Source organism: Mesorhizobium sp. 43Arga (genome assembly GCF_053714255.1).
In genome coordinates this window covers 503,014-526,860 of sequence record NZ_JBSKBO010000001.1, presented here as the reverse complement: position 1 = coordinate 526,860, position 23,847 = coordinate 503,014, and the positions used below count along the sequence as shown (strand labels likewise).

Below are 23,847 nucleotides of genomic sequence, written 5' to 3'. Positions count from 1 at the left end.
CCTTCCGACGTATCGGTCCGCCCAAGCATGTATAATTACCTCGATTTCGAAAAGCCGGTGCAGGATCTCGAGCTCAAGATCCTCGAGCTTAAGAAGCTTGCCGAGAATGGCGAGGCGGTCGATGTCGCCGATGAGATCGCCAGGCTGGAGAAGCGTTCGCGCGACGCGCTGCGCGATCTCTACAAGGCGCTGACGCCCTGGCAGAAGGTACAGGTGGCCCGCCATTCCGACAGGCCGCACTGCGTCGATTACATCAAGGGCCTGTTCAGCGACTTCACGCCGCTCGCCGGCGACCGCAATTTCGGCGAGGACCAGGCGATCGTCGGCGGTTTTGCCCGCTTCCGCGGCGAGCCCGTCGCGATCATCGGCCAGGAGAAGGGCTCGGACACGACCAGCCGCCTGAGGCACAATTTCGGTTCGGTACGCCCGGAAGGCTACCGCAAGGCGGTGCGGCTGATGGAACTGGCCGACCGCTTCAAGATCCCGCTGCTGACGCTGGTCGACACGGCAGGCGCCTATCCCGGCGTCGGCGCCGAGGAGCGTGGCCAGGCCGAGGCCATTGCCCGCTCGACCTCGGCCTGCCTTGCGCTGAAAGTGCCGTCGATCTCGGTGGTCATCGGCGAAGGCGGTTCCGGCGGCGCCATAGCGATCGCCACCGCCAACCGCGTCTATATGCTCGAACACGCCATCTATTCGGTGATTTCGCCTGAGGGGGCGGCCTCGATCCTGTGGCGTGACACCACGCGCTCCAAGGACGCGGCGACCAACATGAAGATCACCGCGCAGGATCTTCTGGAGCTGAAGATCATCGACGCCATCATCCCCGAGCCGATGGGCGGCGCCCAGCGCGCACCCGAAACGGTGATTGCCGCGACCGGCGACCTCATTGCCAAGACGATGAAAGAATTTGCCGGGGCCAACACCGATTTCCGCGAGCAGCGCCGTGAGAAATACCTGGCGATGGGCCGCAGCCTCTGACGGCATCTGCCGGGGGACAAGGCCATTGGACGCCCCGCGCCCGCGGCAATGTGGCGGCAATGTGCAATTTCGCCACAAAAATGCCGCCGGATTCGGGTCAATGAAATTACCGTGAGGGGTTGGTCGAAGCTTGCGGTAAGGAATTTTCAAGGTTAACGGGCTTACGGTCCGTCTGTGTTCAGCATACGGGCTCGGCAGTTTCGCAGCCATTGGCCCGAAGGAAAAGACATAGCCATATCCATGCTTGCCAAGCTCGCCCGCACCGGAGTCCTCGCCGCCTCGATAGCCATCGCCGGCTGCAATGATTCGTCGATGAAGGACTTTGCCCCGGAAGCCAATAAGCCGCTGCCGGACAAGATCCTTGCCGACATGAAGGCCAAGGGCATGGTGCGCACCTCCTCGGTGATGGCGCGCATCTTCAAGGAAGAGGGCAAGCTCGAGATCTGGAAGGCCAAGACCAACGGCCGCTACGACATGGTGGCGAGCTACGACATCTGCAAATGGTCGGGCAAGCTTGGTCCCAAATATACCGAAGGCGATCGCCAGGCGCCGGAAGGATTCTACACGGTCCGCCCGTCGCAGATGAATCCGCGCTCCAACTACCATCTGTCCTTCAACATCGGCTTTCCCAACGCCTATGACCGCGCCAATGGCCGCACCGGCCAGAACCTGATGGTGCATGGCGCCTGTTCGTCCTCGGGCTGCTATTCGATGACCGACGCGCAGATCGAGCAGATCTATGCCTTCGGCCGCGACGCCTTCCAGGGCGGCCAGACGGAATTTCAGATCCAGGCCTTCCCGTTCCGCATGACCGCCGCCAACATGGCGCGCTACCGCAACGACCCGAACTACGAGTTCTGGAAGATGCTGAAGGTCGGCTACGACAATTTCGAGGTCACCAAGGTGCCGCCGAAGGTCGATGTCTGCGAGAAGCGCTACGTCTTCAACCAGGTCGCCGCCGACGGCCAGACATTTGATCCGACCGGACCGTGCCCGGCAACCACGCAGCCGGATTCGCTGAAGAGCGCCTACAACGCCTATCAGAGCACCTATGACGCGGCCTTCAACAGCGCGCTCAAGGCAAGCGTGCCGCCGCCGAAGCCGACCATCGCCGGCATCAAGGAAGCCAGCATCGTCTCCGACTGGTCGAAGCGCCGCGCGCGCGGCGAGCGCGTGCCGATCGACCCGCCGTCGCTCAACAACGACGGCACGGTGACCGAGACGGCGCGCATGGGTCGCATCGATTCGCCGGCCGGCCGCAAGATGGCTGCGCTCGATGCCGAAAAGGCAGCCAAGCAGAAGGCCGAGGAACAGAGGCTGGCCGCCATAGAGGCCGCCAAGCAGGCCAAGGAGGCCGCAAAGGCTCAGGCGCTGGCCGAAAAGGAAGCGGCCAAGGCGCAAGCCGTGGCGGCAAAGGAAGCGGCCAAGGCGGCCAAGGAAGCTCCGGTCGCCACCGCCACCATAGCCGCCCCGTCACAGGCAGCGCCGGAAGCCGAAACGCAGGCAGCGAGCGCCGATGAGAGCCGGGTGACCAAGCTGAAGAACAAGCTGCTCGGCATGTTCGGCGGCTGAGCTTGGTCTTGGCCGGGGATACCGCTGTCTACGACCTGAAAGGGCTGAACTGCCCTTTGCCGGTACTGAAGGCAAAGAAGCGGCTGGCGGGAATGCAGCCAGGCAGCCGGCTCTGGCTCGAGACCACCGATCCGCTCGCCGTCATCGATATTCCCGCCTTTTGCGCGGATGCCGGCCACCAGCTGATTGAGACAGCGGCGGTATCAGGCGGCCATCGATTCCTGGTCGAGCGCGGCGAGACCGTCTGAATTTCGGTGTGGAACGCTATCTTCCAGCGATCGCCAGCGGATTATTTTCCAGTGCCGCGCGGTCCGGCGTGTCGATCGACGGCCGGTTGGTGAAGGCGGCGAACAGCCTGCGCACATAGTCTTCCGGCATATCGAGCGTGATCAGCACCAGCCGCGTGCCGCGCTGGCCGTCCGGCCAGGCCGGCAGCCTTGCCGGCGGATGCAGGATCTTCTGCACGCCGTGGATGACCAGCGGGCGTGACGGATCTTCACCGAGTTCGATCACACCCTTCATGCGCAGCAACTTCTCGCCATGCGTCGAACGCAACAGGTCAAGGAACATTTCTATCGCTGAAAACGGCACCGGACCATCATGGACGAGCGAATAGGAGCGCACGCGGGAATCGTGGCGATGGCCATGATCATGACTGTGATCGTGGTCATGCCCGTGGTCATGACCGTCATGGTGATGGTCGTGGGCATGGTCATGCGCCGCTTCCTCGCCGAGCCAGCGGCGCACATCGGCGGATTTGGTGGCGGGATTGTAGAGGCCGCAATCAAACAGCGCCGCCACGCCGGTTGTTGAATTGCCGGCATCAAGCAGTTCGGCGCCCGGATTGACCTGCCGCAGGCGCGCCCGCAGCGTGTCGAGATCGCCGGCATCGGTAACCAGGTCGGCCTTGCTCAGCACGATGCGGTCGGCGACGGCGACCTGCTTGACCGCCTCGACATGGGCATCGAGCGTGGCATTGCCATTGACCGCGTCGACCAGCGTGATCACGCCATCGAGCCGAAAAGCCTGGACGAGCGCCGGATGCGCCATGATCGACTGCAGCACCGGCGCCGGGTCGGCCAGCCCCGTGGTCTCGACGATGACGCGGGCAAGACGGGCGATACGGCCGGTCTGTAGCCGGTCGACCAAGTCGGCCAGCGTATCGACAAGTTCGCCGCGCACGGTGCAGCACAGGCAGCCGTCGGAAAGCTGGATGATGCCGTCGGAAGCCTGCTCGACCAGCAAATGGTCGATCGCCACCTCGCCATATTCGTTGATGATGACCGCCGTGTCCGCCAGCGCCGGGTCCTTCAGCAGCCGGTTGAGCAGCGTCGTCTTGCCGGCGCCGAGGAAGCCGGTCAGCACCGAGACGGGGATCGGGAACCCATTCATCGCGTTAGTTCGCGACCTTGACCGGCTGGTCGCCTTGCATGGCGGAACCGGCGACGGCCGGACCGGCGCCAATCGGCGCCGGCTGATCGGGCCGCCAGCTCGGGATCGGCACGTCGGCATATTCCTGGCCGCCCTGGTCGAGCATCGCTTTCGGTGCCGGGCCGGTGGCGCCGCCGAGACCGACGGCAACCAGCGTCGGCACATGGTCGAGCTTTTCCTGATAGGGCGATTTCGGTGCGTCCTTGGCGGCAGCCGCAGGCGGCGCCTCGGACTGCTCCTCCGACGTCTTCTTCTTCTTGCAGATCTCGTCATGCATGTCGTTGGGCGAGACCGTGTCGCCATAGGGCGCCAGTGTGGCGACGGTGACTGACCCGGCCGTGGGCGTGTCAAACCCCTGGTCGAGCAGTTTTGCCGCGGTCTCGGCACGGCTGACCGCCGACTTCTCGCCGAGCACGACCGCGACCAGCGTGCGGCCGTTGCGCGTCGCCGAACCGATCATGTTGAAGCCGGAAGGGCAGACGAAGCCCGTCTTCATGCCATCGGCGCCGGGGTAACGGCCGATCAGGAGATTGTAGTTCGCAATGGCCTTCTTGCCGACCGCAAGACCTTCGATCGAGAACCACGGCGCATATTGCGGGAACTCGCGGCGGATCGCCATCACCAGGACCGAAAGGTCGCGCGCCGTCGTGTACTGGTCGGGCGAGTAGAGGCCGTTCGGATTGACGAAATGGGTGCCGTTCATGCCGAGCCGTGCCGCCTCGGCATTCATCCTTTCGGCGAAGGCGGCCTGCGAGCCGCCGACATTCTCGCCGACAGCCATGGCGATGTCATTGGCCGATTTGACCAGCATCATCTTCAGCGCATTGTCGAGCCGCATCACCGAGCCCGGCTTGAAGCCCATCTTGCTTGGCGGCTCGCCGGCGGAATGCTTGGTCACCTTAATCGGCGAATCGAGCTGGACCTCGCCGGCCGCGATGGCCCGGAAGGTCACATAAGCGGTCATAAGCTTGCTGAGCGAGGCCGGATACCAGCGTTTGAAGGCATCCTGGTGCTGCAGGATCTGGCCGTTCTTCAGGTCGAAGACGACCACCGGATTGGCCAGCGCCGGCCCCGCCAGGACCGACAGCATGATTGCGCCAGCCGGGAATAGTTTGAGGAAATGCCTGTGCCGCATGATCTAATCCGAAATCGCCTCTTGCCCTGATCGCCCCTGGCTCCGTAAGATTTCGTTACGTGACCGCCAGCAGAATAGGTCCGCCCCTCAAAAACGGACCACATCGGTGCGGTGCTATTTACCCTATGTGACGCCAACATGGCAAAGTGCCTGATAATCACAATTCCAAAACCCTGGGCACAATTGCAAAATCCCAGGCACAATTGCAGAACACCAGGCTGAAGCCGGCTGCTCCAACAACGAATGGAACCATCATGCCAATCTTGAACCGCGCCGCTGAAATGCAGGACGAAGTCGCCGGCTGGCGCCGGCATCTGCACCAGACGCCGGAGCTGAACTTCGATGTCTTCAAGACCGCGGCTTTCGTCACCGAAAAGCTGAAAGAGTTCGGTTGCGACGATGTGGTCACCGGCCTCGGCAAGACCGGCGTCGTCGGCATCATCCGCGGCCGCCTGGGCGAAGGCGCCACCATCGGCCTGCGCGCCGACATGGATGCGCTGCCGCTCGACGAAATCACCGGCAAGCCCTATGCCTCGACCGTCCCCGGCAAGATGCATGCCTGCGGCCATGACGGCCACACGGCGATGCTTCTGGGTGCCGCGAAATACCTCGCCGAGACGCGCAATTTTGCCGGCTCCGTGGCGGTGATCTTCCAGCCGGCGGAAGAAGGCGGCGGCGGCGGCAACGAGATGGTCAAGGACGGCATGATGGAGCGTTTCGACATCTCCAAAGTGTTCGGCATGCACAACATGCCGGGCCTGCCCGTCGGCCAGTTCGCCATCCGTCCAGGCCCGATCATGGCGGCGACGGCCGAATTCACCATCACCGTGAAAGGCAGGGGCGGTCACGCCGCGATGCCGCATGGCACGATCGACCCGATCGTCATCACCAGCCAGCTGGTTGGCGCGCTGCAGACGATCGCCTCGCGCAGCACCGATCCGGTCGAGGCCGTGGTGGTGTCGGTGACCAAGTTCCATGCCGGCGACGCCTACAACATCATCCCGGAATCGGCCGAGATCGCCGGCACCGTGCGCACCTTGCGCAAGGAGATCGCCAAGAAATCCGAGGAGCGCATCCGCACCATCTGCGACGGCCTGGCGACCGCTTTCGGCGCCAGGATCGAGGTCGACTACCAGGCAAACTACCCCGTCACTTTCAATCACGCCGAAGAGACGGTGTTCGCCAGCGATATCGCGGCCAATGTCGCCGGTGACGCCCATGTCCACCGCGGCATCCAGCCGGTGATGGGCGGCGAGGATTTCTCCTACATGCTCGAAGCCCGCCCCGGCGCCTTCATCTTCATCGGCAATGGCGACACCGCCGGTCTTCACAACCCGGCCTATGATTTCAACGACGAGGCCATCCCGCACGGCATGAGCTACTGGGTGAAGCTGGCGGAAACCGCGCTGGCCGCCTGATGAGCACCGCACAAGAGGCCAGCTGATTGCATGCGGCCAGCCTCTTGGCGAAACGGTCCGAAGCGGCTATGTGTCGGGCCGCGTGGTCCCGTAGCTCAGTAGGATAGAGCGGCAGATTCCTAATCTGTAGGTCACAGGTTCGATTCCTGTCGGGATCACCACGCATTTTCAAGTGCTTGGCGAAGAAGTACTGTATCTCTTGGCGAAATCAGGTCCGTTGACGAGGACGAAGACATCACGCCCTCATGCGCACCCTTGACAAACGCCGGGCCGCGAAGGTGAGCGGGAAACCTCGCTTGCATTGGCATTTCGGCATTCGTTTGCTGCATTGGCTGACCGTAGCCGCGCTCGCGGCGCAAATCGCCATTGCCTTCGGGCCGATGCGGGGGCCGGGCATGACGATGATGAACTGGCTGCCGCTTCACATGTCGATCGGCGTGACGATCCTGGCCATCATCGTCCTCAGGGTTTGCTGGCGCAGCTTCACCCAGACCCCTGTCAGGCCAACCTCACGGTTCGTGCGGTTTGCGACGGCTTTCTTCCACGTGCTTCTCTACGTCACGATCCTCGCCGTCCTGATAACGGGGTGGCTGGGCTACCGGCCAATGCCTTTCATGCCCCCTGCACGGCTTTTTGGAACCTTGCCCGTGCCGCTGGCGCCGTCCGTTGGGGCGCTGTCGGCAAGAGGTTTCGCGTTCGTGCATCAGAAGCTGGTCTGGATAATGCTCGGCCTTGTCGGCATTCACGTCCTGGCTGCCATGGTGCATCTGGTGCTGCTGCGCGATGGCGTCATGCGAAGCATGGTCATCGGCCGGCCGAAAACGGCCTCGCGCCAATGAGAATGCAGCTTGCGGTCGACGATGTGGACGATGGCTCACGCGGTCGCCCACAACCCTCCCGCGACGATCACCGCATAACGTGCAGCCTTGCCTGTCGCGACAAGAGCGACGAACACGCCGAGGTTCACGCGTGCGGCGCCCGCGGCAAGGGTGAGAGCATCTCCGACGACCGGCAGCCAGGCAAACAACAGCGTCCATTCGCCAAAGCGCCTGAAGGTTCGGCGTGCCTGCTCATAGCGGTCCGCGGTGACTGGAAACCAGCGGCTGTTGCGGAGCCCGTCAATGCCACGCCCCAGAACCCAGTTCATCACGGAGCCGAGCGTGTTTCCGATTGTCGCCAACATAAGGAGCAGCCAAGGGTCACCGCGGCCGGAGACGACAAGGCCAGCCAGCACCGCCTCCGACGAAATCGGCAGGACGGTTGCGGCAAGGAAGGCGCTGATGAACAATGCGCCATAGAGCGCCACCACGCCGGACTATGCCTGCACGTCGACAATGCCCATCATGCCGAGTTGCTCATGCTCGAGGATGTGGCAGTGATACATCCTCGGCCCCGGCCGGTCCTGCCGCAGCAGCAGCCGCACCGTCTCCCCGCGCGCGACATTGACGGTGTCTTTCCAGGCGCGATAGGCCGGCTTTGATGTGGTGCCGCCGCGTTCGTGCTCGACCACCTGGAACTGTGTGCCATGCACATGGAACGGATGATCCATGTCCGCCGCGTTGACGATCTCCCAGAGTTCGACCTGACCAGCCTTGGCGACGACGTCGATGCGCTGCATGTCGAAAGCGGCGCCGTTGATCAGGAACGCCATCTCCATGCCGCTGGCGTTCATGGCCATGGTTTCTGTGAAGACGAAGCGGCGGCTGACGGCGGGAGCGCCGAGTTGCGCGATCGGCCGCAGCCTGTCGGGCAGTGGCGGAACAGGATCCGCCGCGGTCTGCGAGACGTTGACCGTCAGCAGCGTCAGACCGGCATCGGCCGGGCGCCCGGGTCCCATCCAGCCGCGGTCATAGTCGAGCGTGGTAAGCGCGGCCGCGCCGGGCTTGTCGAAAGAGACGACCAGTTCAAGCCGTTCCGCCGGGCTGAGCAGGATGTCGCCGGCCGAGACCGGGGCCTCCAGCAGACCGCCATCCGTTCCGATGATCGTCATCGCCGCGCCGTCGAAGGAGAGCCGCAAAAAGCGCGCGTTGGTCGCATTGTAGAGCCGGAAGCGTCGCTTCGCGCCAAAGGGCACCGTCAGAGTGGGATTCTTCTGGCCGTTGACCAGCACATGGTCGCCGACGCGCCCGTTCATCAGGTCCGTCATCGTGTTGTCGGGCAAGGTGCCGTCGGCCGCAAGGCGCAGGTCGGTGAAAACCAGCACGGTATCGCCATAGGCGGCCGGGATCGGATCGGTCTTCGGCTTGACCACGAACGCGCCGGCAAGGCCACGATAGACCTGCTCGGCCGTCTTGCCGTGTGGATGCGGGTGATACCAATAAGAGCCGGCGCTGCCTTCCGGCAGATCGAAACTGTAGGTGCGGTCGCTGCCGGTGGCGACCGGGTCCATCGGGTTGCCGTCCTGATCGGCCGGCACCGGCATGCCGTGCCAGTGGATGGTGCTTGCCTCGTTCGCGATCCGGTTGGCGAAGGTGATCTCGACGCGGTCGCCCTCCACGGCCTCGATCAGCGGCCCGGGGCTGGTGCCGTTGTAAGCGAGGATCGGCGTGTCCAGTCCCTCAGCAAAACGCGCCGTGGCGAACCCGGCCGTCAGCGTCGCCTTGAACAGACCCGGCCTGCCGGCTTCGTTCGCCAGCAGGGGCAATTCACGCAACACCTCGCCCTCGGGAACGACCGCGCCTTGCGGCGCGGCGCCCATGTCGTGGCCCGCGTGACCGCCCATATCCATGCCCGGCATGTCGTCCGTCTTCATCTGCGCAACGGCGCGCTCGCTCATAAGAACCGCCGCAAGACCTGCCGCCAGAAAACCTCGCCGATGCATCTTTCATTTCCTCGATCAGGCGTTGAACACCAAGGGCGCCTCTAGGAGACTGCCGATGCCCGGCCAGGTCAATGCGGCGTTTGAGCCGCCTGATCGGTTCGGTGCCCATTGTTCCTTGACATCGGGTATTTATCCGAAATTATGTAGGAAAGAAGGATCGCAGGCATGACGGGAATCGCGCTTTCGGGCGTATCGAAGCACTTTGGCTCAGTCGAAGTGATCCGCGACGTGAGCCTGAACATCGAGCCGGGAGAACTGGTCGTGTTTCTCGGTCCGTCCGGTTCCGGCAAGACGACGTTGCTGCGCATGATCGCCGGCCTCGAAAGCATTGACGAAGGCACGCTGACGATCGACGGGGTGCGCTCGGAGAACCTTGCGCCGGGCAGGCGCAACGTTGCGATGGTCTTCCAGAACTATGCGCTGTACCCGCATATGACGGTCGCGGAGAACATGGCCTTTGGGCTGAGGAACATTCGGGTCGCGCCGGACGTGATACGCGAACGGATCGCCGAGGCTGCGCGTATCCTGGAGATCGAAGCGCTGCTCCAGCGGCGGCCGTCGCAGCTCTCCGGCGGGCAGCGCCAGCGCGTGGCCATCGGGCGTGCGATCGTCAAGGAGCCCAAGGCATTCCTGTTCGACGAGCCACTCTCCAATCTGGACGCGGCACTTCGAGCCCGTACCCGCGTCGAGCTTGCCGAACTGCATCAGCGTTTGAAGTCGACGATGATCTACGTCACCCACGACCAGGTGGAAGCGATGACGCTCGCCGACCGTATTGTGATCCTCAACAATTGCCGGATAGAGCAGATGGGCAGACCCGTCGATGTCTATGCACGTCCGGCGTCGCGATTCGTCGCGACCTTCGTCGGGTCTCCGGCGATGAACATTCTGCCTGTCACGGTTTCGGGCTCGGGCGACAGGCTCAATGCGCGCCTGACGGATGGATCGCTCGTCGAACTTCCGGGCGCGCCGGTCAACATGGATTGGCGCGAACTCGGCGTGCGGCCGGAATCGCTGACTGTCGTCGCCGAGGGCAATGCAACATCTGCCACGGCCACCGTCGTCGAGCGCCTTGGCGAGCGAACGCTCGTCTATGCGCGGCTCGCGGACGGGACGCAGGTGACGGCACAGGATCGCGGGCTTTCGAGCGTCAAACCGGGCGACGTCGTTCGGCTGAAGTTCGACACCACGGCGCTGCATCTCTTCGCCGCGGACGGATCGGCCTGGCACGCGGGCGCTGACGGGGCCTGACCCTGCCGAGCGAGGTCGTGCCCTCCGGCATTGCGGTGCACTTGCCGGCGCTTTAGCCCTTGATACCTGCCGAGAGCGTTATCGCTTCGGTTACCCTGCGCTGGAAGAAAAGGTAGGCCAGTGCCACCGGCAGGCCAGCCAGCACGGCTGCCGACAGCTGGCGAGCATAGTAAACGCCGAAGGCGTCATTGACCTGCGTGATGCCGACGGTGATCGTCATCATCTCGGTGCGGGTCACCGAGAGGAACGGCCACAGAAACGCATTCCACGTCCAGATGAAGCAGACGATCGACAGCGCCGTCGTTACCCCCCAGTTCATCGGCATGTAGATCTTGAAGAGGATCCCGAATTCAGATGCATTGTCCATGACCGCGGCCTCGCGGAAGTCCTTCGGGACCTGATCGAAGAACTGCTTGTACACGATGATGATGACCGGGTGGATAAGCTGCGGCAACATGATACCGGCCCAGCTGTTGAGCAGGCCAAGGTTGGCGACCAGCACGAAATGATTGATGATAAGCGCCGAGGTCGGCACCATGAAGGAGGCGAGGATCAGCCACCACAGCGCGATCCGCCCCGGGAACCGCAACTGCGAGATCGCGTAGCCGCACAGCATCGAGATGAAGATCGTGATGACCGTCACGCCGACCGCGACCGCCACCGAATTGACGTACCAGGCGCCGATCTGCGTGGTGGTCAGGGCGTCAATGTAGTTCTCCAGCGTCGGCGTCTCGGGCCAGAGTTCGATGTAAGGCCGGATGACCTCGTCGTCCGGTTTGAGCGATGAGATCACCCCCCAATAGAGCGGAAACGCCCACAGGATGGCCCAGACGAGCGTCAGTGCCGTGATGATCCCGCCCCAAAAATTCCAGCGTTGCGCAGCCACGGCATTCATCGGCGCCGCCTTTCGGCGAACCGGAGCAGCTGGAATTGCAGGACCGAGACGAAGACCACAAGCATGAAGAGGGTGACGGCGACAGCCGCCGCCCTGCCCCCTTGATTCTGCTGGAAGGCCTTTTGGAAGACGTAGTAGACGAGCACCATGTTGTCGTTCGGCCGGCCGCCGATCGAGAACAGATAGACCTGATCGAAGATCTTGAGCTGCAGGATGAGTTGGATCGTGAATACCAGCGAGGTGATCGGCCATAGCAGCGGCCAGGTGATACGCCGGAACGTCGTCCATCGCGTCGAGCTGTCGAGTGCGGCGGCTTCGTAGATCTCCGCTGGTATGGACCGCAATCCGGCGAGGAAGAGCAGGATCGAGAAGCCCGCGGTCCACCAGATCGTCACCCCGGCCACCGCCGGTAAGAACCAGACGCGCGACTTGAAGACCGGCACGCGCGGGATTCCCAGCCAGTCCAGCACGTGCATCGCGATCCCGAACTGGAAATTCAGCGTCCAGTCCCAGATCAGATAGACGACCGACACAGGCAGGATGTAGGGCAGGAAGAACAGCGCCAGCACGATCGCCTGGAACCGGCCCTTGAGGCGCGACACGCCAAGCGCGATCATCAGGGCGATGAGCGTCCCGGGGACGACCGTCATCAGCACGAAGTAAGCGGTGTTCCAGACCGCGCGCCGGAACATCGGGTCATTGTCGAGCCGCAGGTAGTTGTCGAGACCAACCCACCGCCCCGCGCCGATCAGCGGCGCATCGGTGAAGGAGATGCGAAACATCTGGACCGTCGGATAGACGAAGGCCAGCAGGTAGATCGCCAGGAAGGGAGCGATCAGCACCAGCGCGACAAGATGTTCCGTGCGGGAGTTGCGAAGCATGGCTCTTCCTCGAACACGGCTGGGGCCGCCCTGGGCAGGGCGGCCCCAGCCTTGAGCCTTACATGCTGTTCAACTCTTCCTTGATGGATTTCACCGCCTCGCCCGGGTCCATCTCGCCGTTGAGGGTCGGCACGAAATAATTGGACATGATGTCGAAGATCGGCCCTGCGACACCAGCCTTGGGCGACTTCGGATCGAAGATCATGTTGGCCGTCAGCGTCGAGTAGGTCGCATTGGGCTGCATTGCCTTGTATTCGGCCGTCTCGGTGACTGGCTTGTATGCCGGGATGTGGCCTGCCGTGGCCCAGAACAGCGAGTGCTTGTCGATCCATGAGATCACCTCGAGAACGGCGGCACGCTTTTCCGGGCCGATCTCCTTGCCCTTGTTCTTCGGGATGGCGAACGAATGGCTGTCCGCGTAGGTGCATGGCTTGTCGAAGATCACCGGGATCTCGACGGCGCCCCAGTCGAACAGCTTGCCTTGCTTGGCCAGGTCGGTCATCGTGGGAACTTCCCAGACGCCGTTGATCATCATTGCGGCCTTGCCCGAGGTGAACAGGGCGACGGTTGCGGGATAGTCCGTATAGGTCGACTGCAGCCCGGCCTTCGTCCACCCTTGCAGTACCGCCAGCGCGTTCGCCAGCTTCTTGCCATTGTCGCCGGCGAGGAACTCGTTGCCCGTCAGAAGCTCACCGCCTTGCTGGCACACCAGCGAATAGATCGTGCGGTACATGAAGTTGCCGTCGGCGGTGACGCTGCCCAGCGGGAACTCGACGCCGGCATCCTTCAACTTCTGCAGTGTCGCGGTGAATTCCTCCTTGTTTTTCATGCCCATGGGACGGCCGTCGTCGCCGAGCACGCCTGCCTTCTTCAGGAGGACGCGATTGTAGTACAGGACGATTGGATGGGTATCGAGCGGCACCGCATATTGCTTGCCGTCGACCGTCACGGCGCCCATCGTCGTCTGGGCGAAGTCCGAGGCCGAAAGGCCCATCTTGCTCATGTCGTCGGCGGTGATTTCTTCGAGAAGGTCCTGGCTCACCGCCAAGGGGATACGGCTGGCATGATAAGTCATGACGTCCGGCGCCTCACCGACCGCGGCCGAGGTCTGCACCTTCGCATAGAAGGGAGTGCCCCACTCCAGCGTCGTCGCGTCGATCTTGATCTTGCCGGCGTGGGCGGCGTTGAAGTCGGAGATCATCTGTTTCATGCGCACACCGTCACCGCCGCCGAGGAAATCCCACCATGCGACGGTTTCTTCGGCCTGGGCCGCGACGGCCCAACATCCTCCGGCCGCAACCACCGCTATGGCCATCATCCTGCGAAAGTTCATCTCAGCTTCCTCCCGAGTACGGCGGTTAGATCCGCCTTGAACATTTTCAATGCTACACCAAACCGAACCGCCTGCAACGGATTTTACGGTATGTATCTGATGTTCGGATATTAACTCAGAGTGTCACACGCACCATCGAGTAGGAGTGCGGCGGCAAGTTCAGCGTCATTCCCTTGCTGCTGAGCGCTGCCCCGTTGCCTTTGACCGGTGATACGTTGTCAGGCGCATCCTTGGTGTTGCGGGCCTCGAGATCGTCATGACGGATGATCGTGTGCTCGATGGACTTGGCGGCGAACCGCTCGAGGGCGACGTCGGCCTCTATCGTCTCGGACCCATGCCGGTTGATTGCGAAGAAGGTCAGCGTGCCGGCGTTCGGATCATGCACGCCTGCAATGTCGAGCCATGGCACCTTGTCGGCCGCGGCCGCGTCATAGGTAGGCACCTCGACCGCGAGCCGCAGCGCGGTGCCCCGGCCGTGCCTGGAGGCCAGCATGAAAGGCCAGTAGATCGTCTGCCGCCATGCACTGCCGCCGGGATCGGTCATGATCGGCGCGATAACGTTCACCAGCTGCGCAATGCAGGCGATGCGAACAACATCCGAGCGGCGGATGAAGGTGTTGATGATGCAGCCGACCTGCAGCACATCCTCGAAATTGTAGATGTCTTCCAGAAGCCTGGGCGCTTCCGGCCAGTCCCAGCCGCGCATGCGCTCGGCGTCCTGCTTGCGCTGATGGTACCAGACGTTCCACTCGTCGAAGGAGATCTTCACGTCCCGCTTCGAGCGGGTCTTGGCCTTCACATAGTCGATGATGCCCGCGACCGTGCCGATGTAGCGGTCGAGCTTGGCCGGAAGAGCGAGATATTCGGCCGTATTCTTCTCGTAATTCTCGAAATACATGTGGAGAGAGATGTAGTCGACCTGTTCGTAGGTCGCTTCCAACACGGTCGCTTCCCACTGCGGATAGGTCGGCATATTGGAATGCGACGAGCCGCAGACGACCAGTTCCACCGTCGGGTCGAGGCCGCGCAGCGCCTTGGCGGTCTCGTTGGCGAGATGGCCGTATTCGCTCGCCGACTTGTGGCCGACCTGCCAGGGACCGTCCATTTCATTGCCGAGACACCAGAGGCGGCAGTTCCAGGGTTGCGCGCGTCCGTTCTTGGCCCTGAGGTCGGACCAGTAGCTGCCGCCCGGGTGATTGACGTATTCGACGAAGGCCCGCGCCTCGTCGAGGCCGCGGGAGCCGAGATTGACCGCAAGCATCATCTCGGTGCCGGCTTTTTCGGCCCAATCGGCGAATTCGTGGATGCCAACCAGGTTCGGCTCCGTGGTGCGCCAGGCAAGATCGAGCCGCCGCGGGCGGTTTTCCTTTGGGCCTATGCCGTCTTCCCAATTGTAGGCGGACACGAAGTTGCCACCTGGGTAACGGCAGATCGGCGTGTCGAGCGCACGCACCAGCTCGATCACGTCCTTGCGCATCCCCTCCGCGTCCGATTGGGGATGTCCGGGCTCGTAGATGCCCGTGTAGACCGCTCGGCCAAGATGCTCGAGAAAGGAGCCGTAAAGGCGTTTGTCGATATCCGCGACGGCATAGGCCGCGTTCGCCGTGACTCTGGCCTTCATGATCCCTCCCACTGCGGATTATCAATCCGACTTTCCGGTCCATATCCGGGTCGTGGGTCAGTTAAGGGTCGAGTTCGTCCGCCCGTCAAGGGCCTAATACGCTCTCAAGCCTTCAGCAGGCGCAGAACGATGTCGTTGCTGTAATTGCCGAAGCCGCTGCCGAAGATGTTTATGCCTCCGGGGTGACGTGCGTCTTCCTTCACGCCGATACGTATCCGGATCGAGCGGTGCCGCTCGAGCTCCAGATCAGCCAGCGAGCATTTGGAAACCTTGTCGTTGTTGCGATAGGTGCCGTTGTTGGTGACGCGCCAGTGCGCGAGGTCGCCATACTGCGATCCGGCCAGCTTCCACCAGCCGGGCGTATGCTTGCCGCGCTTGTCGCCATAGTCGGCCGGCGCCGTCCAGGTATCTATCTCGTGTCCGTTGATCGCGACCGTGATGTCCGATGGCCAATCCTTCGATGTGCCCGGCACCTCGGACGAAAGCTCCATCGCCAGCTCCAGCCCGCCGACCTTGGCATTGGCAAGCGTCGCATTGTTGGGAAACTGGTATTCGACGAAGCCACGCGTGAACCACAGCAGCCCGGCCCGCATACGGTCAGGATCGAGGAAGGTGTCGGGCACGTCGAGAAGTCCGATGACGCCGTCCTTTGAGCACAGGCCGCAGGGAGCGGAAACTTCGCATCTTGTGTAGAGTCCAAGCGGCATCGCCACTTCTATGACGCCGAGATCCTGCGCCGGGGTGCGGTCCTTGAAGACGACAACCAACTCGGAGAAGGTCGAATAGCAGACCTTCTGGCTTCCCTTGCGCGCCTTCTGTGATTTCGTCTCGATCAGACCGACATCGACAAGAACCTGGATGTTCGCGGAAATCGTCGATTGCGGGAGACCCAGCTCTTCGGCCACCTGATTGACGTTTTTCGGCCCCTTGCGGTGCAGCAGATCGAGAATCCGGACCCGGACCTCGCTCGCGAGGCTCTTCAACAAGTCGAGCCGCTCAAGCGGATCGACGACCATGATTTCATTCGACATATGGCCCCGCACTGGTCACACGGGTTATGTATCAGCAGATCAGATACAAATAAAGACGTGGCGCTGCGAATTGAACCGCCTGGTCCCCGCCACTTGCAGGCCGGCACATTGCCGACCTGCCAGCTTGGCACGACCGAGACGGCCGGCTCAGGCCACCCGCACGACGAAATGCTTGGTCACTGGCTCGATGATCTTCCAGGTTCCCTTGAAATCGGCTTCCACCACAAAGGCGTCGCCGGGGCCGACTTCGACCGGAGTGCCCCCGTCGGGTGTGATGATGATGCGGCCGGCGATCATGTGCACGAATTCATAGTCGGTGTAGGTCGCGTGATAGGTGCCGGGCGACGCCCGCCAGGTGCCGGACATCACCTTGCCGTCCTCCGTCGTGTGCTGGACGGCAGTTTGCATGGTCGGGTGGCCCTCGACCACGATCCAGCCGGGCAGGTCGCCGGCTTCCGCGTGCTCGACGGGGCCGAATTTGAGGATCGTCTTGTTCGTCATGCCTGGCTCCTTCTCTTCATGTGTCGCAGAGGTCGGATAGCCGATGCATAGGACGGGGGCAATGCATGCGCGATGACAACGAACGGCGTTTACGCGCCTGGGCGTCTTGGGAAATCCTGCCGCCCGCAACCGCCCTACGGCTTGTGAGGGGCCGAGACCAGTTCCGCCTTGCGCCGCGCCGTCTCGAGCCCAAGGCCGATGAAGGCGCGCGCGTGCTTGGCGAGCGCCATATTGTCGGTCCATAGATTGCGCCAGATGGCAGTCTTCTTCGACAGGTTCTCATCGACGATCTCCGACGAGAAGGACTCGAAGCTGAGATCGTCGGCATAGCCGATGGCGATCAGCGCATCGAAAATCGCTGAGAAGTCGATATTGCCGGTGCCGAGGAAGCCGCGATGGCTTTCGCCGATATGAACATAGCCGATCTTGCCCGCGGCGCGGCGGATGGCCAGCCCGACATCGGCCTCCTCGATGTTCATGTGGAACGTGTCGAGATGCAGGAAGATGTTGTCCGAGCCGCTATCCTCGATGAAGGCGAGACCTTGCGCGGCGGTGTTGAGCAGGTTGCTTTCGAAGCGGTTGACGATCTCGAGATTGAGCGTGACGCCGGCCGCCTTCGCCGTCTCGGCGACTTTCGCCAGCGTTGCAGCGCTGCGGTTCCATTGATCGCGCGTCGGCGCTTCGACCTGCAGGCCGTGGCTGGCCGACAGGATGCCGGCGACCTTGCGGCCGCCAAGGTCGCGCGTCAGCGCGATGGTCTCGTTGAGGATCTCGACGCCCCGCGCGGCGACCGCCTTGTCGGCGCTCGATACGTCGCCGTCACCAGGCAATCCGATGCTGATCGCCACGCCGAGGCCGAGATCGGCGATGTGCTTGGCAAGCCGCCCAATGTCGACATCGGCCGGGTCGAGATAGGAGAATTCGATCAGGTCGAAGCCGGCCTCCCTGGTGTTGGCCAGCGTGCGTTCAAGCTCGCTCTGTGCGGAGCTTGCCGACCAGACGAAAGAATGGATTCCGATGCGCGCCATGATCGTCTCCGGTTTGCTGCGACGAAGAAAGGGCGCGGCCGGACGAATCCGGCCGCGCTGTTGGAGTGATCAGCGGGCCGCGGTCCAGCCCTTGTAGTCCTTCAGGTTCTCGGCGGTGATCAGCTTGGGATCGAGCAGCACGGTGGCCTCTGCCGGCTTCTTGCCGGCGAGCAGCTCGGCCGCCATCGTCAGCGACTGGCCGGCCATCACATAGGGATCCTGCGAGGCCGAGGCCTTGATCATCGATTTGCCGGAAGAGAGCTCTTTCTCGATATCAGGCGCGCCGTCGACCGCCGTGAAGAAGAACTCGGAGCGATTGAGCTGCTTGGCGGCGAGCTGGGCGCCGATCGCCGTCGGATCGTTGATGGCGAACACCGCGTCGATCTTGTCGAAGCGGGTGAGCAGCGACTGGAACACTTTCAGGCCGCCGTCGCGCGAACCTTCGGCGTTCTGGTCGTCGGAGAGGATCTTGATGTCGGGATGCTGCGAAAGCACGTTCTTGCAGCCCTTGACCCGCTCCAGGATCGACGATGATGCCGGGCCGTTGAGGATGACGTAGTCGCCCTTGCCGCCGGTATGATCGACCAGATACTGGCAGGCCTCCTCGCCGGCCTTGACGTTGTTGGTCATCACGGTGACGTCGGCGCCCGGCGCCGAGACGTCGAAGGCGGCGACGATGATGCCGGCGGCCTGTGCCTTCTTCACCGCCGGCGCGATCGCCTTGGCGTCGACCGCGTTGAGCATGATCACGTCGACACCCGCGGCGATGAAGGAATCGACCTGCGAGACCTGCTTGTTGAGGTCGTAGTCGGCCGATACCGACGTCACCTCGACCTTCGGATTGATCTTCTTGGCAGCGTCCTCGATGCCCTTGATGGTGGCGACGAAGAAGGGGTTGCCGAGCAGGCCGACCGAGATGCCGACCTTGTTGAGGTCCTTGGCCGATGCCGGCGCGATGGCGACGGCCGCGAACGCGGCGCCGCAGAGCAGTTTGGCGATGGTCTTCATTACGCTTACTTCCTCCTGATGCCCCGTGCCTCTCACGGTGCGTTACACAAGCCGGTCTTTGATGCCGGCGACCAGGTCACTCACGTTCTCGCCCCTGCCTGGAGCCGGTAGCGGTCGAGGGCGACCGCCACGATGATGACCAATCCCTTGATGATGTACTGCCAGATGTCCGAGACACCGGCCAAGATGAGCCCGTTGGACAGAACCGCGATGATCAGGCCGCCGATCAGCGTGCCCCAGATCGAGCCGACGCCGCCGACGAAGCTGGTGCCGCCGAGGATGACGGCGGCGATGGCGTCGAGTTCGTAGGACTGGCCAAGCTGCAGGCCGTTGGCGGCATAGAGTCTTGCCGCCGACATGGCGCCGCCGAGGCCGGCGAGCAGGCCGGACACGCCATAGACGAAGAGCAGCACAAGCGGCACCTTGATGCCGGTCAGTCGCGCCGCCTCGGCGTTGCCGCCGACGGCATAGATCCAGGTGCCGAGCACGGTGCGCTTGAGCACCAGCCAGGACAGCACGACGACCGACAGCGCGATGACGACCAGCCAGGGAATGCCGAACAGCGAGCCATTGCCGATGAAGTCGAACGGCAGGTCCGAATTGAACACTGTCGTGTCCTGCCCGAGCAGGCGGGCAATGCCGCGCACCGCCGTCAGCGAACCCAGCGTGACGATGAAGGGCGGCAGCCTGATATAGGCGACGAGGAGCCCGTTCACGAGACCGAAGCCGAGGCCGACGAGGATGGCTGCCGGCACGCCGAGCAGGCCCCAGTCGGGCACCAAGGACACCAGCACCGCCACCATCGCCGAGGCGGCGAGGATCGAGCCAACCGACAGGTCGATGCCGCCGGTCAGGATGACGAAGGTCATGCCGGCGGCGAGCACGATGTTGATAGACGATTGCTGCGTGACGATGAGCAGGTTGGTCTCGGTGAGGAAGCGGGGATTGATGAACTGGAAGCCCGCTGCCAGCAGCACCAGCACCGGCAGCATGCCGAGCGCCGCGAAGGCTGTGCGCAGCCGCCGGCTCCTGACCGCCGCCTGATCCGCGCTCGTCGTCGTTCTGTCGGTCATTCCTGGGCCGCTCCCGTCGCAAGTTCCATTATCGCCTCCTGACGCAGCGGCTCGCCTCCGGATGCCGTCACCTCGCCTGCGATGGCACCGTCGCGCATCACCAGCACGCGGTCGGCGACACCGATCACCTCGGGCAATTCGCTTGATATCATCAGGATGGCGATGCCTCGGTTGGCGAGGTTGTCGATCAGCCGGTAGATTTCCGACTTGGCGCCGACATCGACGCCGCGAGTCGGCTCGTCGAGGATGACGACTTTCGGTTCGGTCTCCAGCAGCCGGGCGAGCAGCACCTTCTGCTGGTTGCCGCCCGACAGCGAGCCGGCGTTGACCTGCGCCGAGCGGGTGCGGATCGACAGATCCGCGATGGCCTTTGCCGCGCGCCTGTCGGCGGCGCTGAAGTCGCGCAATCCACCGGTCCGCGCGTCCCTGGCCAGCACGCCCATGCTGATGTTGTCGGAAATCGACATGTCGAGGAACAGGCCGAGTTCCTTGCGGTCCTCGGTGAGGTAGGCGATGCCCGCGTCGAGCGCTTCGCGCGGCGAGCCGATGGAGATCGGTTTACCATCAAGTTCCAGCGTGCCGGCGCTGTGCCTGTCCGCGCCGAAGATCAGCCGGGCGAGTTCGGTACGGCCGGAGCCAACGAGGCCCGCCAGGGCCAGCACCTCGCCCTTGTGCAGCTCGAACGAGCAGTTCTTCAGCAGGCGCCCGTCGGACATGCCGCGCACCGAAAGTGCGATGGCGCGCTTTTCGTCCGGCGGACGATGATCCTTCTTGTAGAAGGCGGAGAGATTGCGGCCGACCATCATCGACACCAGCCGCGAAGCGTTGAGGTCGGCGCGCTCCAGCGTGCCGACATAACCGCTGTCGCGCAGCACGCTGACGCGGTCGGCGAGCTGGTAGACCTCTTCCATGCGATGGCTGATGTAGATGATGGCGATGCCTTGCGTCTTCAGCGTCGCGATCACTTCGAACAGGCTGTCGGTCTCGCGCGAGGTCAGTGACGTCGTCGGCTCATCCATGACGATGATGCGGGCGTTGGTCGACAGCGCGCGGGCGATCTCGACCAGCTGGCGCTCGCCGAGCGACAGGCTGGAGACCAGCGCACGCGCCGAGAAGGAGACGCCGAGCCGCGCGATGATTTCGTTCGCCCGCCGGTTGCACTGATCGCGGTCGACAATGCCGAAGCGCCGCGGCTCGTTGCCGAGGAAGATATTCTGCGCCACCGTCAGATTGGGCGCCAGCGACAGTTCCTGATAGATCACAGCGATACTGGCGGCGCGCGCCTTGATCGGATCGCCGGTCGCGGCGGCCACTCCATCGATCAGGATCTCGCCGCCGGCATCCGGCCGATAGGCGCCCGACAGCACCTTCATCAGCGTCGACTTGCCGGCGCCGTTCTCGCCCATCAGCGCATGCAGCTCGCCGGCATGGACGGTGAGCGAAACATCCTGCAAGGCGCGGATCGCACCGAAGGTTTTGGAGATGTGACGCATCTCCAGCACCGGATGGCTGCTTGCCTGTTTCTGCGCCGTCGCGCTCATCGTGCACCGCCGGCGGCCTTGATGGCGGCGCCCTGCCCGCCGACGCGATCGCGCCAGGCGTCGCGATAGCCGGTTAAGCCTCCGAAGCGCGTCGCATGCACCGGCTCCGGCGCCTCGGCGGTGAAGTCGCGCCCGACGCTCTCGAAGGCAAGTGCTGCCGCGCCCGTGGCGCTGCCCTCAAGCGTGGCGCCCTGCAGGAAGGCCTGGCCGGGACGCAGTTCAGCCAGCAGCCCGGCAAGCAGGCCGCCAGTGTTCAGCCCGCCATCGACGATGACGGTGTTTTGCGAATGGATGAGGTCGAGGCAGAGATCGACCATCAGCGCCACATAGAGCAGAGCCGCGGCGGCGCGTTCTGCGGCATCGGGCGTGCGCCCGACCAGGCGGCCGGGACGGTCCGGCATCGGCCCGCCCGGCGCGAAGCTCGGCAGAGCCATGATGGCGGAATCGATCGCTTGCTGGACCGCGCCATGCGGGATCGCACCTTGCCAGCCGCCACTGATGGCGGCGAATTCGCGCCCGCCCATGAAGCGGATGGTCGGCACCGGGCCGCCATCGACATCGACATTGACCAGCATGTCGCGGTCACGGTCGAGCACGTCCAGCGGGCAGTCGGGATTGAGCACGACGACCCAGGTGCCGGTCGACACCACGGTCAGCGGGCCAAGCTCCTGACGGCGATAGGCATGGAGCGCCGCATTAGAGTCGTGGACGCCATTGTGGATGGAGATCGGCCGCGAGTTGTTGCCGAGACGCCGCTCGCCGATGACCGCGCCAGCGCGCGCGAAGGCCGGCATCTGGCCGCGCCAACCCTCGGCATCGACCAATGAGGAAAAGTCCCGTTTGCGCGGCGCCCACAAATGCGAATGGCAGCCGAGATAGGAGACTTCCGAGACGGCTCGGCCGCCAAGACGCCAGCTCCAGTATTGGGGATAGCCGAGGATCGATTTCGCCGCCGCGAACGCGTCGGGATCGACGTCCTGCAGCCACAGCATGTGTCGGCCATAGTTGAAGCCGAGCGGCAGGCGCGGCGAGAACGTCTCGGCAAAATCCGGGATACGGCGATCGATCCGGGCAGCGATTTCGGCCGGCGGCTCCTGCTCGTAGTCGAGGATCGGATGTGTCAGCGCCGCGTCGTCCACAAGGGCGAAGGTGCAGCCATGGCCCGACACCATCACCCCTTCCACGCCATGGTTTTCGACGGCGTCCGTGACCGCACCGAGCGCCCAGTCATGCAGGGCGGCTTCGTCGAGCACGCTGAAGCCGTCGTGGCGCGTCCATTTCGGCCGGGTCCGGCGCTCGTCGAGGATGCGTCCGTCCTGGCCGAAGACGAACAGCTTCGAATTGGTCTTGCCGAAATCGAGAACCGCCACTTTCACGGGACGGCTCCCAAGGTGGACGCGATCCGCACCGTGACGCCGGCATCCTCCAGCATGCGCGCATCGGCATCCGAAAGACCGTCATCGGTGATCAGCGTGCCGATACGCGACAGCGGAAGCGCGACATTGCGCGCGTGGATCGACAGTTTGCGGCTGTCGGCCAGCACCACGATCTGGTCGGCGCAGAGGCTGAGATCGACAATGGAGCGCACCAGCAGCGGATGCGATTCCAGCACGCCTTCCTGGTTGAGGCCCTGCGCGCCGAGAAAGAATTTCGAGGCGTAGAAGGGCGTCGCCTGGGCCGACGAATGGATGATGCCGGGTTCGCGATGCAGGTCGCCGCCGGCAACCGTCAGGCTGCAGTGGCCATGGTCGCTGAGATAGGCCGCGAGCGGCATCGAATTGGTGTAGAGCCGGATGCTGCGGTCGGCGAGCTTGACGCCGAGATGGAAGCAGGTCGAGCCGCCATGGACGATGACGGCGTCGCCATCGCGCACCATGGTCGCCGCGATGGCCGCGATCTGGCGCTTGGCCTCGACCGCGAGGTCGCGGTTCTCGTCATAGGGCCGGGCATAGGCAACACCCGCATGCGATGCGCCGTCGAGCGCCGAGATACCGCCATAGACCTTGCGCGCCTCGCCGGCCTCGTCGATCCGGTCGATGTCGCGCCTGACCGTCGCCGCCGAAACGCCAAGCCGTTCCTGCAGCTCGCGAACCGAGGCGAACGGGCGGTCCCGCAGCAGTTCGACGATCTGACGCTGGCGGCCGGAATCGCTCAACTCTTTCCTCCCAAGTGCCATTTTCCATGGCAATTGGTGCAACTTACTCAACATCAGTCAGATTGCAAGCTGGTTTTGATGATAGTAGATCATTGTTGACGTAAGTCGCTCGCATCTGCGATATCAACGCCAACACCGGCCCCAGCGGCGGGATCCCGGGCAAGCGTTGAAGGA

The 23,847-nt window shown here is 63.6% G+C and carries 22 protein-coding genes and 1 tRNA gene; 7 read left to right on the top strand and 16 right to left on the bottom strand.

The window, feature by feature from the left end:
* Nucleotides 1–27: 27 nt before the first annotated feature.
* The 3 genes from ACWGS8_RS02575 (at nt 28) to ACWGS8_RS02565 (ending at nt 2,798) form a co-directional block, all read left to right on the top strand.
* A complete protein-coding gene (locus tag ACWGS8_RS02575) occupies nt 28–978 on the top strand; it encodes an acetyl-CoA carboxylase carboxyltransferase subunit alpha (protein ID WP_454579459.1) in 951 nt (316 codons plus the stop codon).
* Nucleotides 979–1,218: 240 nt separating this feature from the next.
* Entirely contained in the window at nt 1,219–2,550 is a 1,332-nt protein-coding gene (locus ACWGS8_RS02570; RefSeq protein WP_454579458.1) for a L,D-transpeptidase family protein, read from the top strand.
* Between the two features lie 8 nt (nt 2,551–2,558).
* On the top strand, nt 2,559–2,798 hold the full coding sequence (locus ACWGS8_RS02565; RefSeq protein WP_454579457.1) for a sulfurtransferase TusA family protein: 240 nt from the start codon (nt 2,559–2,561) through the stop codon (nt 2,796–2,798).
* A gap of 16 nt (nt 2,799–2,814) precedes the next feature.
* Here the strand turns inward: ACWGS8_RS02565 and ACWGS8_RS02560 are convergent, their stop codons facing one another.
* Both ACWGS8_RS02560 and ACWGS8_RS02555 read right to left on the bottom strand, forming a co-directional pair.
* On the bottom strand, nt 2,815–3,942 hold the full coding sequence (locus ACWGS8_RS02560; RefSeq protein ID WP_454579456.1) for a CobW family GTP-binding protein: 1,128 nt from the start codon (nt 3,940–3,942) through the stop codon (nt 2,815–2,817).
* 4 nt (nt 3,943–3,946) lie between these two features.
* Nucleotides 3,947–5,116: a D-alanyl-D-alanine carboxypeptidase family protein gene (locus ACWGS8_RS02555; protein ID WP_454579455.1), complete on the bottom strand. Its 1,170-nt coding sequence runs from the start codon at nt 5,114–5,116 to the stop codon at nt 3,947–3,949.
* Between the two features lie 254 nt (nt 5,117–5,370).
* Between ACWGS8_RS02555 and ACWGS8_RS02550 the strand changes: the two genes are divergently transcribed.
* From ACWGS8_RS02550 to ACWGS8_RS02540, 3 genes are all read left to right on the top strand, one after another.
* Entirely contained in the window at nt 5,371–6,534 is a 1,164-nt protein-coding gene (locus ACWGS8_RS02550; protein ID WP_454579454.1) for a M20 aminoacylase family protein, read from the top strand.
* An 84-nt stretch (nt 6,535–6,618) separates the two neighbouring features.
* Nucleotides 6,619–6,695: transfer RNA gene (locus ACWGS8_RS02545), tRNA-Arg, on the top strand.
* Between the two features lie 84 nt (nt 6,696–6,779).
* A complete protein-coding gene (locus ACWGS8_RS02540; RefSeq protein WP_454579453.1) occupies nt 6,780–7,373 on the top strand; it encodes a cytochrome b in 594 nt (197 codons plus the stop codon).
* A gap of 35 nt (nt 7,374–7,408) precedes the next feature.
* On the opposite strand, the gene ACWGS8_RS02535 is transcribed toward ACWGS8_RS02540, so the two are convergent.
* Complete coding sequence (locus tag ACWGS8_RS02535; protein WP_454579452.1) at nt 7,409–7,843, bottom strand: YqaA family protein; 435 nt, start codon at nt 7,841–7,843, stop codon at nt 7,409–7,411.
* A 6-nt stretch (nt 7,844–7,849) separates the two neighbouring features.
* On the bottom strand, nt 7,850–9,310 hold the full coding sequence (locus ACWGS8_RS02530) for a multicopper oxidase family protein (protein ID WP_454579451.1): 1,461 nt from the start codon (nt 9,308–9,310) through the stop codon (nt 7,850–7,852).
* Nucleotides 9,311–9,520: 210 nt separating this feature from the next.
* Here ACWGS8_RS02530 and ACWGS8_RS02525 point away from each other — a divergent pair, with 210 nt between their 5' ends.
* The gene (locus tag ACWGS8_RS02525; protein ID WP_454579450.1) at nt 9,521–10,606 is read left to right on the top strand and encodes an ABC transporter ATP-binding protein; all 1,086 of its coding nucleotides are present in this window, start codon (nt 9,521–9,523) and stop codon (nt 10,604–10,606) included.
* A gap of 52 nt (nt 10,607–10,658) precedes the next feature.
* Here the strand turns inward: ACWGS8_RS02525 and ACWGS8_RS02520 are convergent, their stop codons facing one another.
* From ACWGS8_RS02520 to ACWGS8_RS02465, 12 genes are all read right to left on the bottom strand, one after another.
* Nucleotides 10,659–11,501 (bottom strand): carbohydrate ABC transporter permease, encoded by an 843-nt coding sequence (locus ACWGS8_RS02520; protein ID WP_454579449.1) that lies wholly within the window; start codon nt 11,499–11,501, stop codon nt 10,659–10,661.
* Nucleotides 11,498–12,382, bottom strand: coding sequence for a carbohydrate ABC transporter permease (locus ACWGS8_RS02515; RefSeq protein WP_454579448.1), 885 nt, complete (start codon nt 12,380–12,382; stop codon nt 11,498–11,500). The genes ACWGS8_RS02520 and ACWGS8_RS02515 overlap by 4 nt, the downstream gene beginning before the upstream one ends.
* A 58-nt stretch (nt 12,383–12,440) precedes the next feature.
* The gene (locus tag ACWGS8_RS02510; RefSeq protein ID WP_454579447.1) at nt 12,441–13,715 is read right to left on the bottom strand and encodes an extracellular solute-binding protein; all 1,275 of its coding nucleotides are present in this window, start codon (nt 13,713–13,715) and stop codon (nt 12,441–12,443) included.
* Between the two features lie 115 nt (nt 13,716–13,830).
* Nucleotides 13,831–15,336 (bottom strand): arabinosylfuranosidase ArfA, encoded by a 1,506-nt coding sequence (arfA, locus tag ACWGS8_RS02505; protein ID WP_454579446.1) that lies wholly within the window; start codon nt 15,334–15,336, stop codon nt 13,831–13,833.
* Between the two features lie 104 nt (nt 15,337–15,440).
* Nucleotides 15,441–16,367, bottom strand: coding sequence for an ArsR/SmtB family transcription factor (locus ACWGS8_RS02500; RefSeq protein ID WP_038653432.1), 927 nt, complete (start codon nt 16,365–16,367; stop codon nt 15,441–15,443).
* A 147-nt stretch (nt 16,368–16,514) separates the two neighbouring features.
* Nucleotides 16,515–16,868, bottom strand: coding sequence for a cupin domain-containing protein (locus tag ACWGS8_RS02495; protein WP_010911801.1), 354 nt, complete (start codon nt 16,866–16,868; stop codon nt 16,515–16,517).
* Nucleotides 16,869–17,002: 134 nt separating this feature from the next.
* On the bottom strand, nt 17,003–17,896 hold the full coding sequence (locus ACWGS8_RS02490; protein ID WP_454579445.1) for a sugar phosphate isomerase/epimerase family protein: 894 nt from the start codon (nt 17,894–17,896) through the stop codon (nt 17,003–17,005).
* A 69-nt stretch (nt 17,897–17,965) separates the two neighbouring features.
* Nucleotides 17,966–18,904, bottom strand: coding sequence for an ABC transporter substrate-binding protein (locus ACWGS8_RS02485; protein ID WP_454579444.1), 939 nt, complete (start codon nt 18,902–18,904; stop codon nt 17,966–17,968).
* An 80-nt stretch (nt 18,905–18,984) separates the two neighbouring features.
* Nucleotides 18,985–19,977 carry an ABC transporter permease subunit gene (locus tag ACWGS8_RS02480; RefSeq protein ID WP_454579443.1) on the bottom strand — a complete coding sequence of 331 codons (993 nt, stop codon included), beginning with the start codon at nt 19,975–19,977 and terminating at the stop codon, nt 18,985–18,987.
* Nucleotides 19,974–21,518 carry a sugar ABC transporter ATP-binding protein gene (locus ACWGS8_RS02475; protein WP_454579442.1) on the bottom strand — a complete coding sequence of 515 codons (1,545 nt, stop codon included), beginning with the start codon at nt 21,516–21,518 and terminating at the stop codon, nt 19,974–19,976. Before ACWGS8_RS02475 ends, ACWGS8_RS02480 begins: the two co-directional genes overlap by 4 nt.
* Nucleotides 21,515–22,894 (bottom strand): carbohydrate kinase, encoded by a 1,380-nt coding sequence (locus tag ACWGS8_RS02470; RefSeq protein ID WP_454579441.1) that lies wholly within the window; start codon nt 22,892–22,894, stop codon nt 21,515–21,517. Before ACWGS8_RS02470 ends, ACWGS8_RS02475 begins: the two co-directional genes overlap by 4 nt.
* A complete protein-coding gene (locus ACWGS8_RS02465; protein ID WP_454579440.1) occupies nt 22,891–23,673 on the bottom strand; it encodes a DeoR/GlpR family DNA-binding transcription regulator in 783 nt (260 codons plus the stop codon). The genes ACWGS8_RS02470 and ACWGS8_RS02465 overlap by 4 nt, the downstream gene beginning before the upstream one ends.
* Nucleotides 23,674–23,847 lie beyond the last annotated feature (174 nt).

What these genes read in the sequence shown, in the direction of transcription:
- ACWGS8_RS02575 (WP_454579459.1), top strand. Translation starts at nt 28, where the DNA reads ATGTATAATTACCTCGATTTCGAAAAGCCGGTGCAGGATCTCGAGCTC.
- ACWGS8_RS02570 (WP_454579458.1), top strand. Translation starts at nt 1,219, where the DNA reads ATGCTTGCCAAGCTCGCCCGCACCGGAGTCCTCGCCGCCTCGATAGCC.
- ACWGS8_RS02560 (WP_454579456.1), bottom strand. Translation starts at nt 3,942, where the DNA reads ATGAATGGGTTCCCGATCCCCGTCTCGGTGCTGACCGGCTTCCTCGGC.
- ACWGS8_RS02555 (WP_454579455.1), bottom strand. Translation starts at nt 5,116, where the DNA reads ATGCGGCACAGGCATTTCCTCAAACTATTCCCGGCTGGCGCAATCATG.
- ACWGS8_RS02550 (WP_454579454.1), top strand. Translation starts at nt 5,371, where the DNA reads ATGCCAATCTTGAACCGCGCCGCTGAAATGCAGGACGAAGTCGCCGGC.
- ACWGS8_RS02540 (WP_454579453.1), top strand. Translation starts at nt 6,780, where the DNA reads ATGCGCACCCTTGACAAACGCCGGGCCGCGAAGGTGAGCGGGAAACCT.
- ACWGS8_RS02530 (WP_454579451.1), bottom strand. Translation starts at nt 9,310, where the DNA reads ATGAGCGAGCGCGCCGTTGCGCAGATGAAGACGGACGACATGCCGGGC.
- ACWGS8_RS02525 (WP_454579450.1), top strand. Translation starts at nt 9,521, where the DNA reads ATGACGGGAATCGCGCTTTCGGGCGTATCGAAGCACTTTGGCTCAGTC.
- ACWGS8_RS02520 (WP_454579449.1), bottom strand. Translation starts at nt 11,501, where the DNA reads ATGAATGCCGTGGCTGCGCAACGCTGGAATTTTTGGGGCGGGATCATC.
- ACWGS8_RS02515 (WP_454579448.1), bottom strand. Translation starts at nt 12,382, where the DNA reads ATGCTTCGCAACTCCCGCACGGAACATCTTGTCGCGCTGGTGCTGATC.
- ACWGS8_RS02510 (WP_454579447.1), bottom strand. Translation starts at nt 13,715, where the DNA reads ATGAACTTTCGCAGGATGATGGCCATAGCGGTGGTTGCGGCCGGAGGA.
- arfA (WP_454579446.1), bottom strand. Translation starts at nt 15,336, where the DNA reads ATGAAGGCCAGAGTCACGGCGAACGCGGCCTATGCCGTCGCGGATATC.
- ACWGS8_RS02500 (WP_038653432.1), bottom strand. Translation starts at nt 16,367, where the DNA reads ATGTCGAATGAAATCATGGTCGTCGATCCGCTTGAGCGGCTCGACTTG.
- ACWGS8_RS02495 (WP_010911801.1), bottom strand. Translation starts at nt 16,868, where the DNA reads ATGACGAACAAGACGATCCTCAAATTCGGCCCCGTCGAGCACGCGGAA.
- ACWGS8_RS02490 (WP_454579445.1), bottom strand. Translation starts at nt 17,896, where the DNA reads ATGGCGCGCATCGGAATCCATTCTTTCGTCTGGTCGGCAAGCTCCGCA.
- ACWGS8_RS02485 (WP_454579444.1), bottom strand. Translation starts at nt 18,904, where the DNA reads ATGAAGACCATCGCCAAACTGCTCTGCGGCGCCGCGTTCGCGGCCGTC.
- ACWGS8_RS02480 (WP_454579443.1), bottom strand. Translation starts at nt 19,977, where the DNA reads ATGACCGACAGAACGACGACGAGCGCGGATCAGGCGGCGGTCAGGAGC.
- ACWGS8_RS02475 (WP_454579442.1), bottom strand. Translation starts at nt 21,518, where the DNA reads ATGAGCGCGACGGCGCAGAAACAGGCAAGCAGCCATCCGGTGCTGGAG.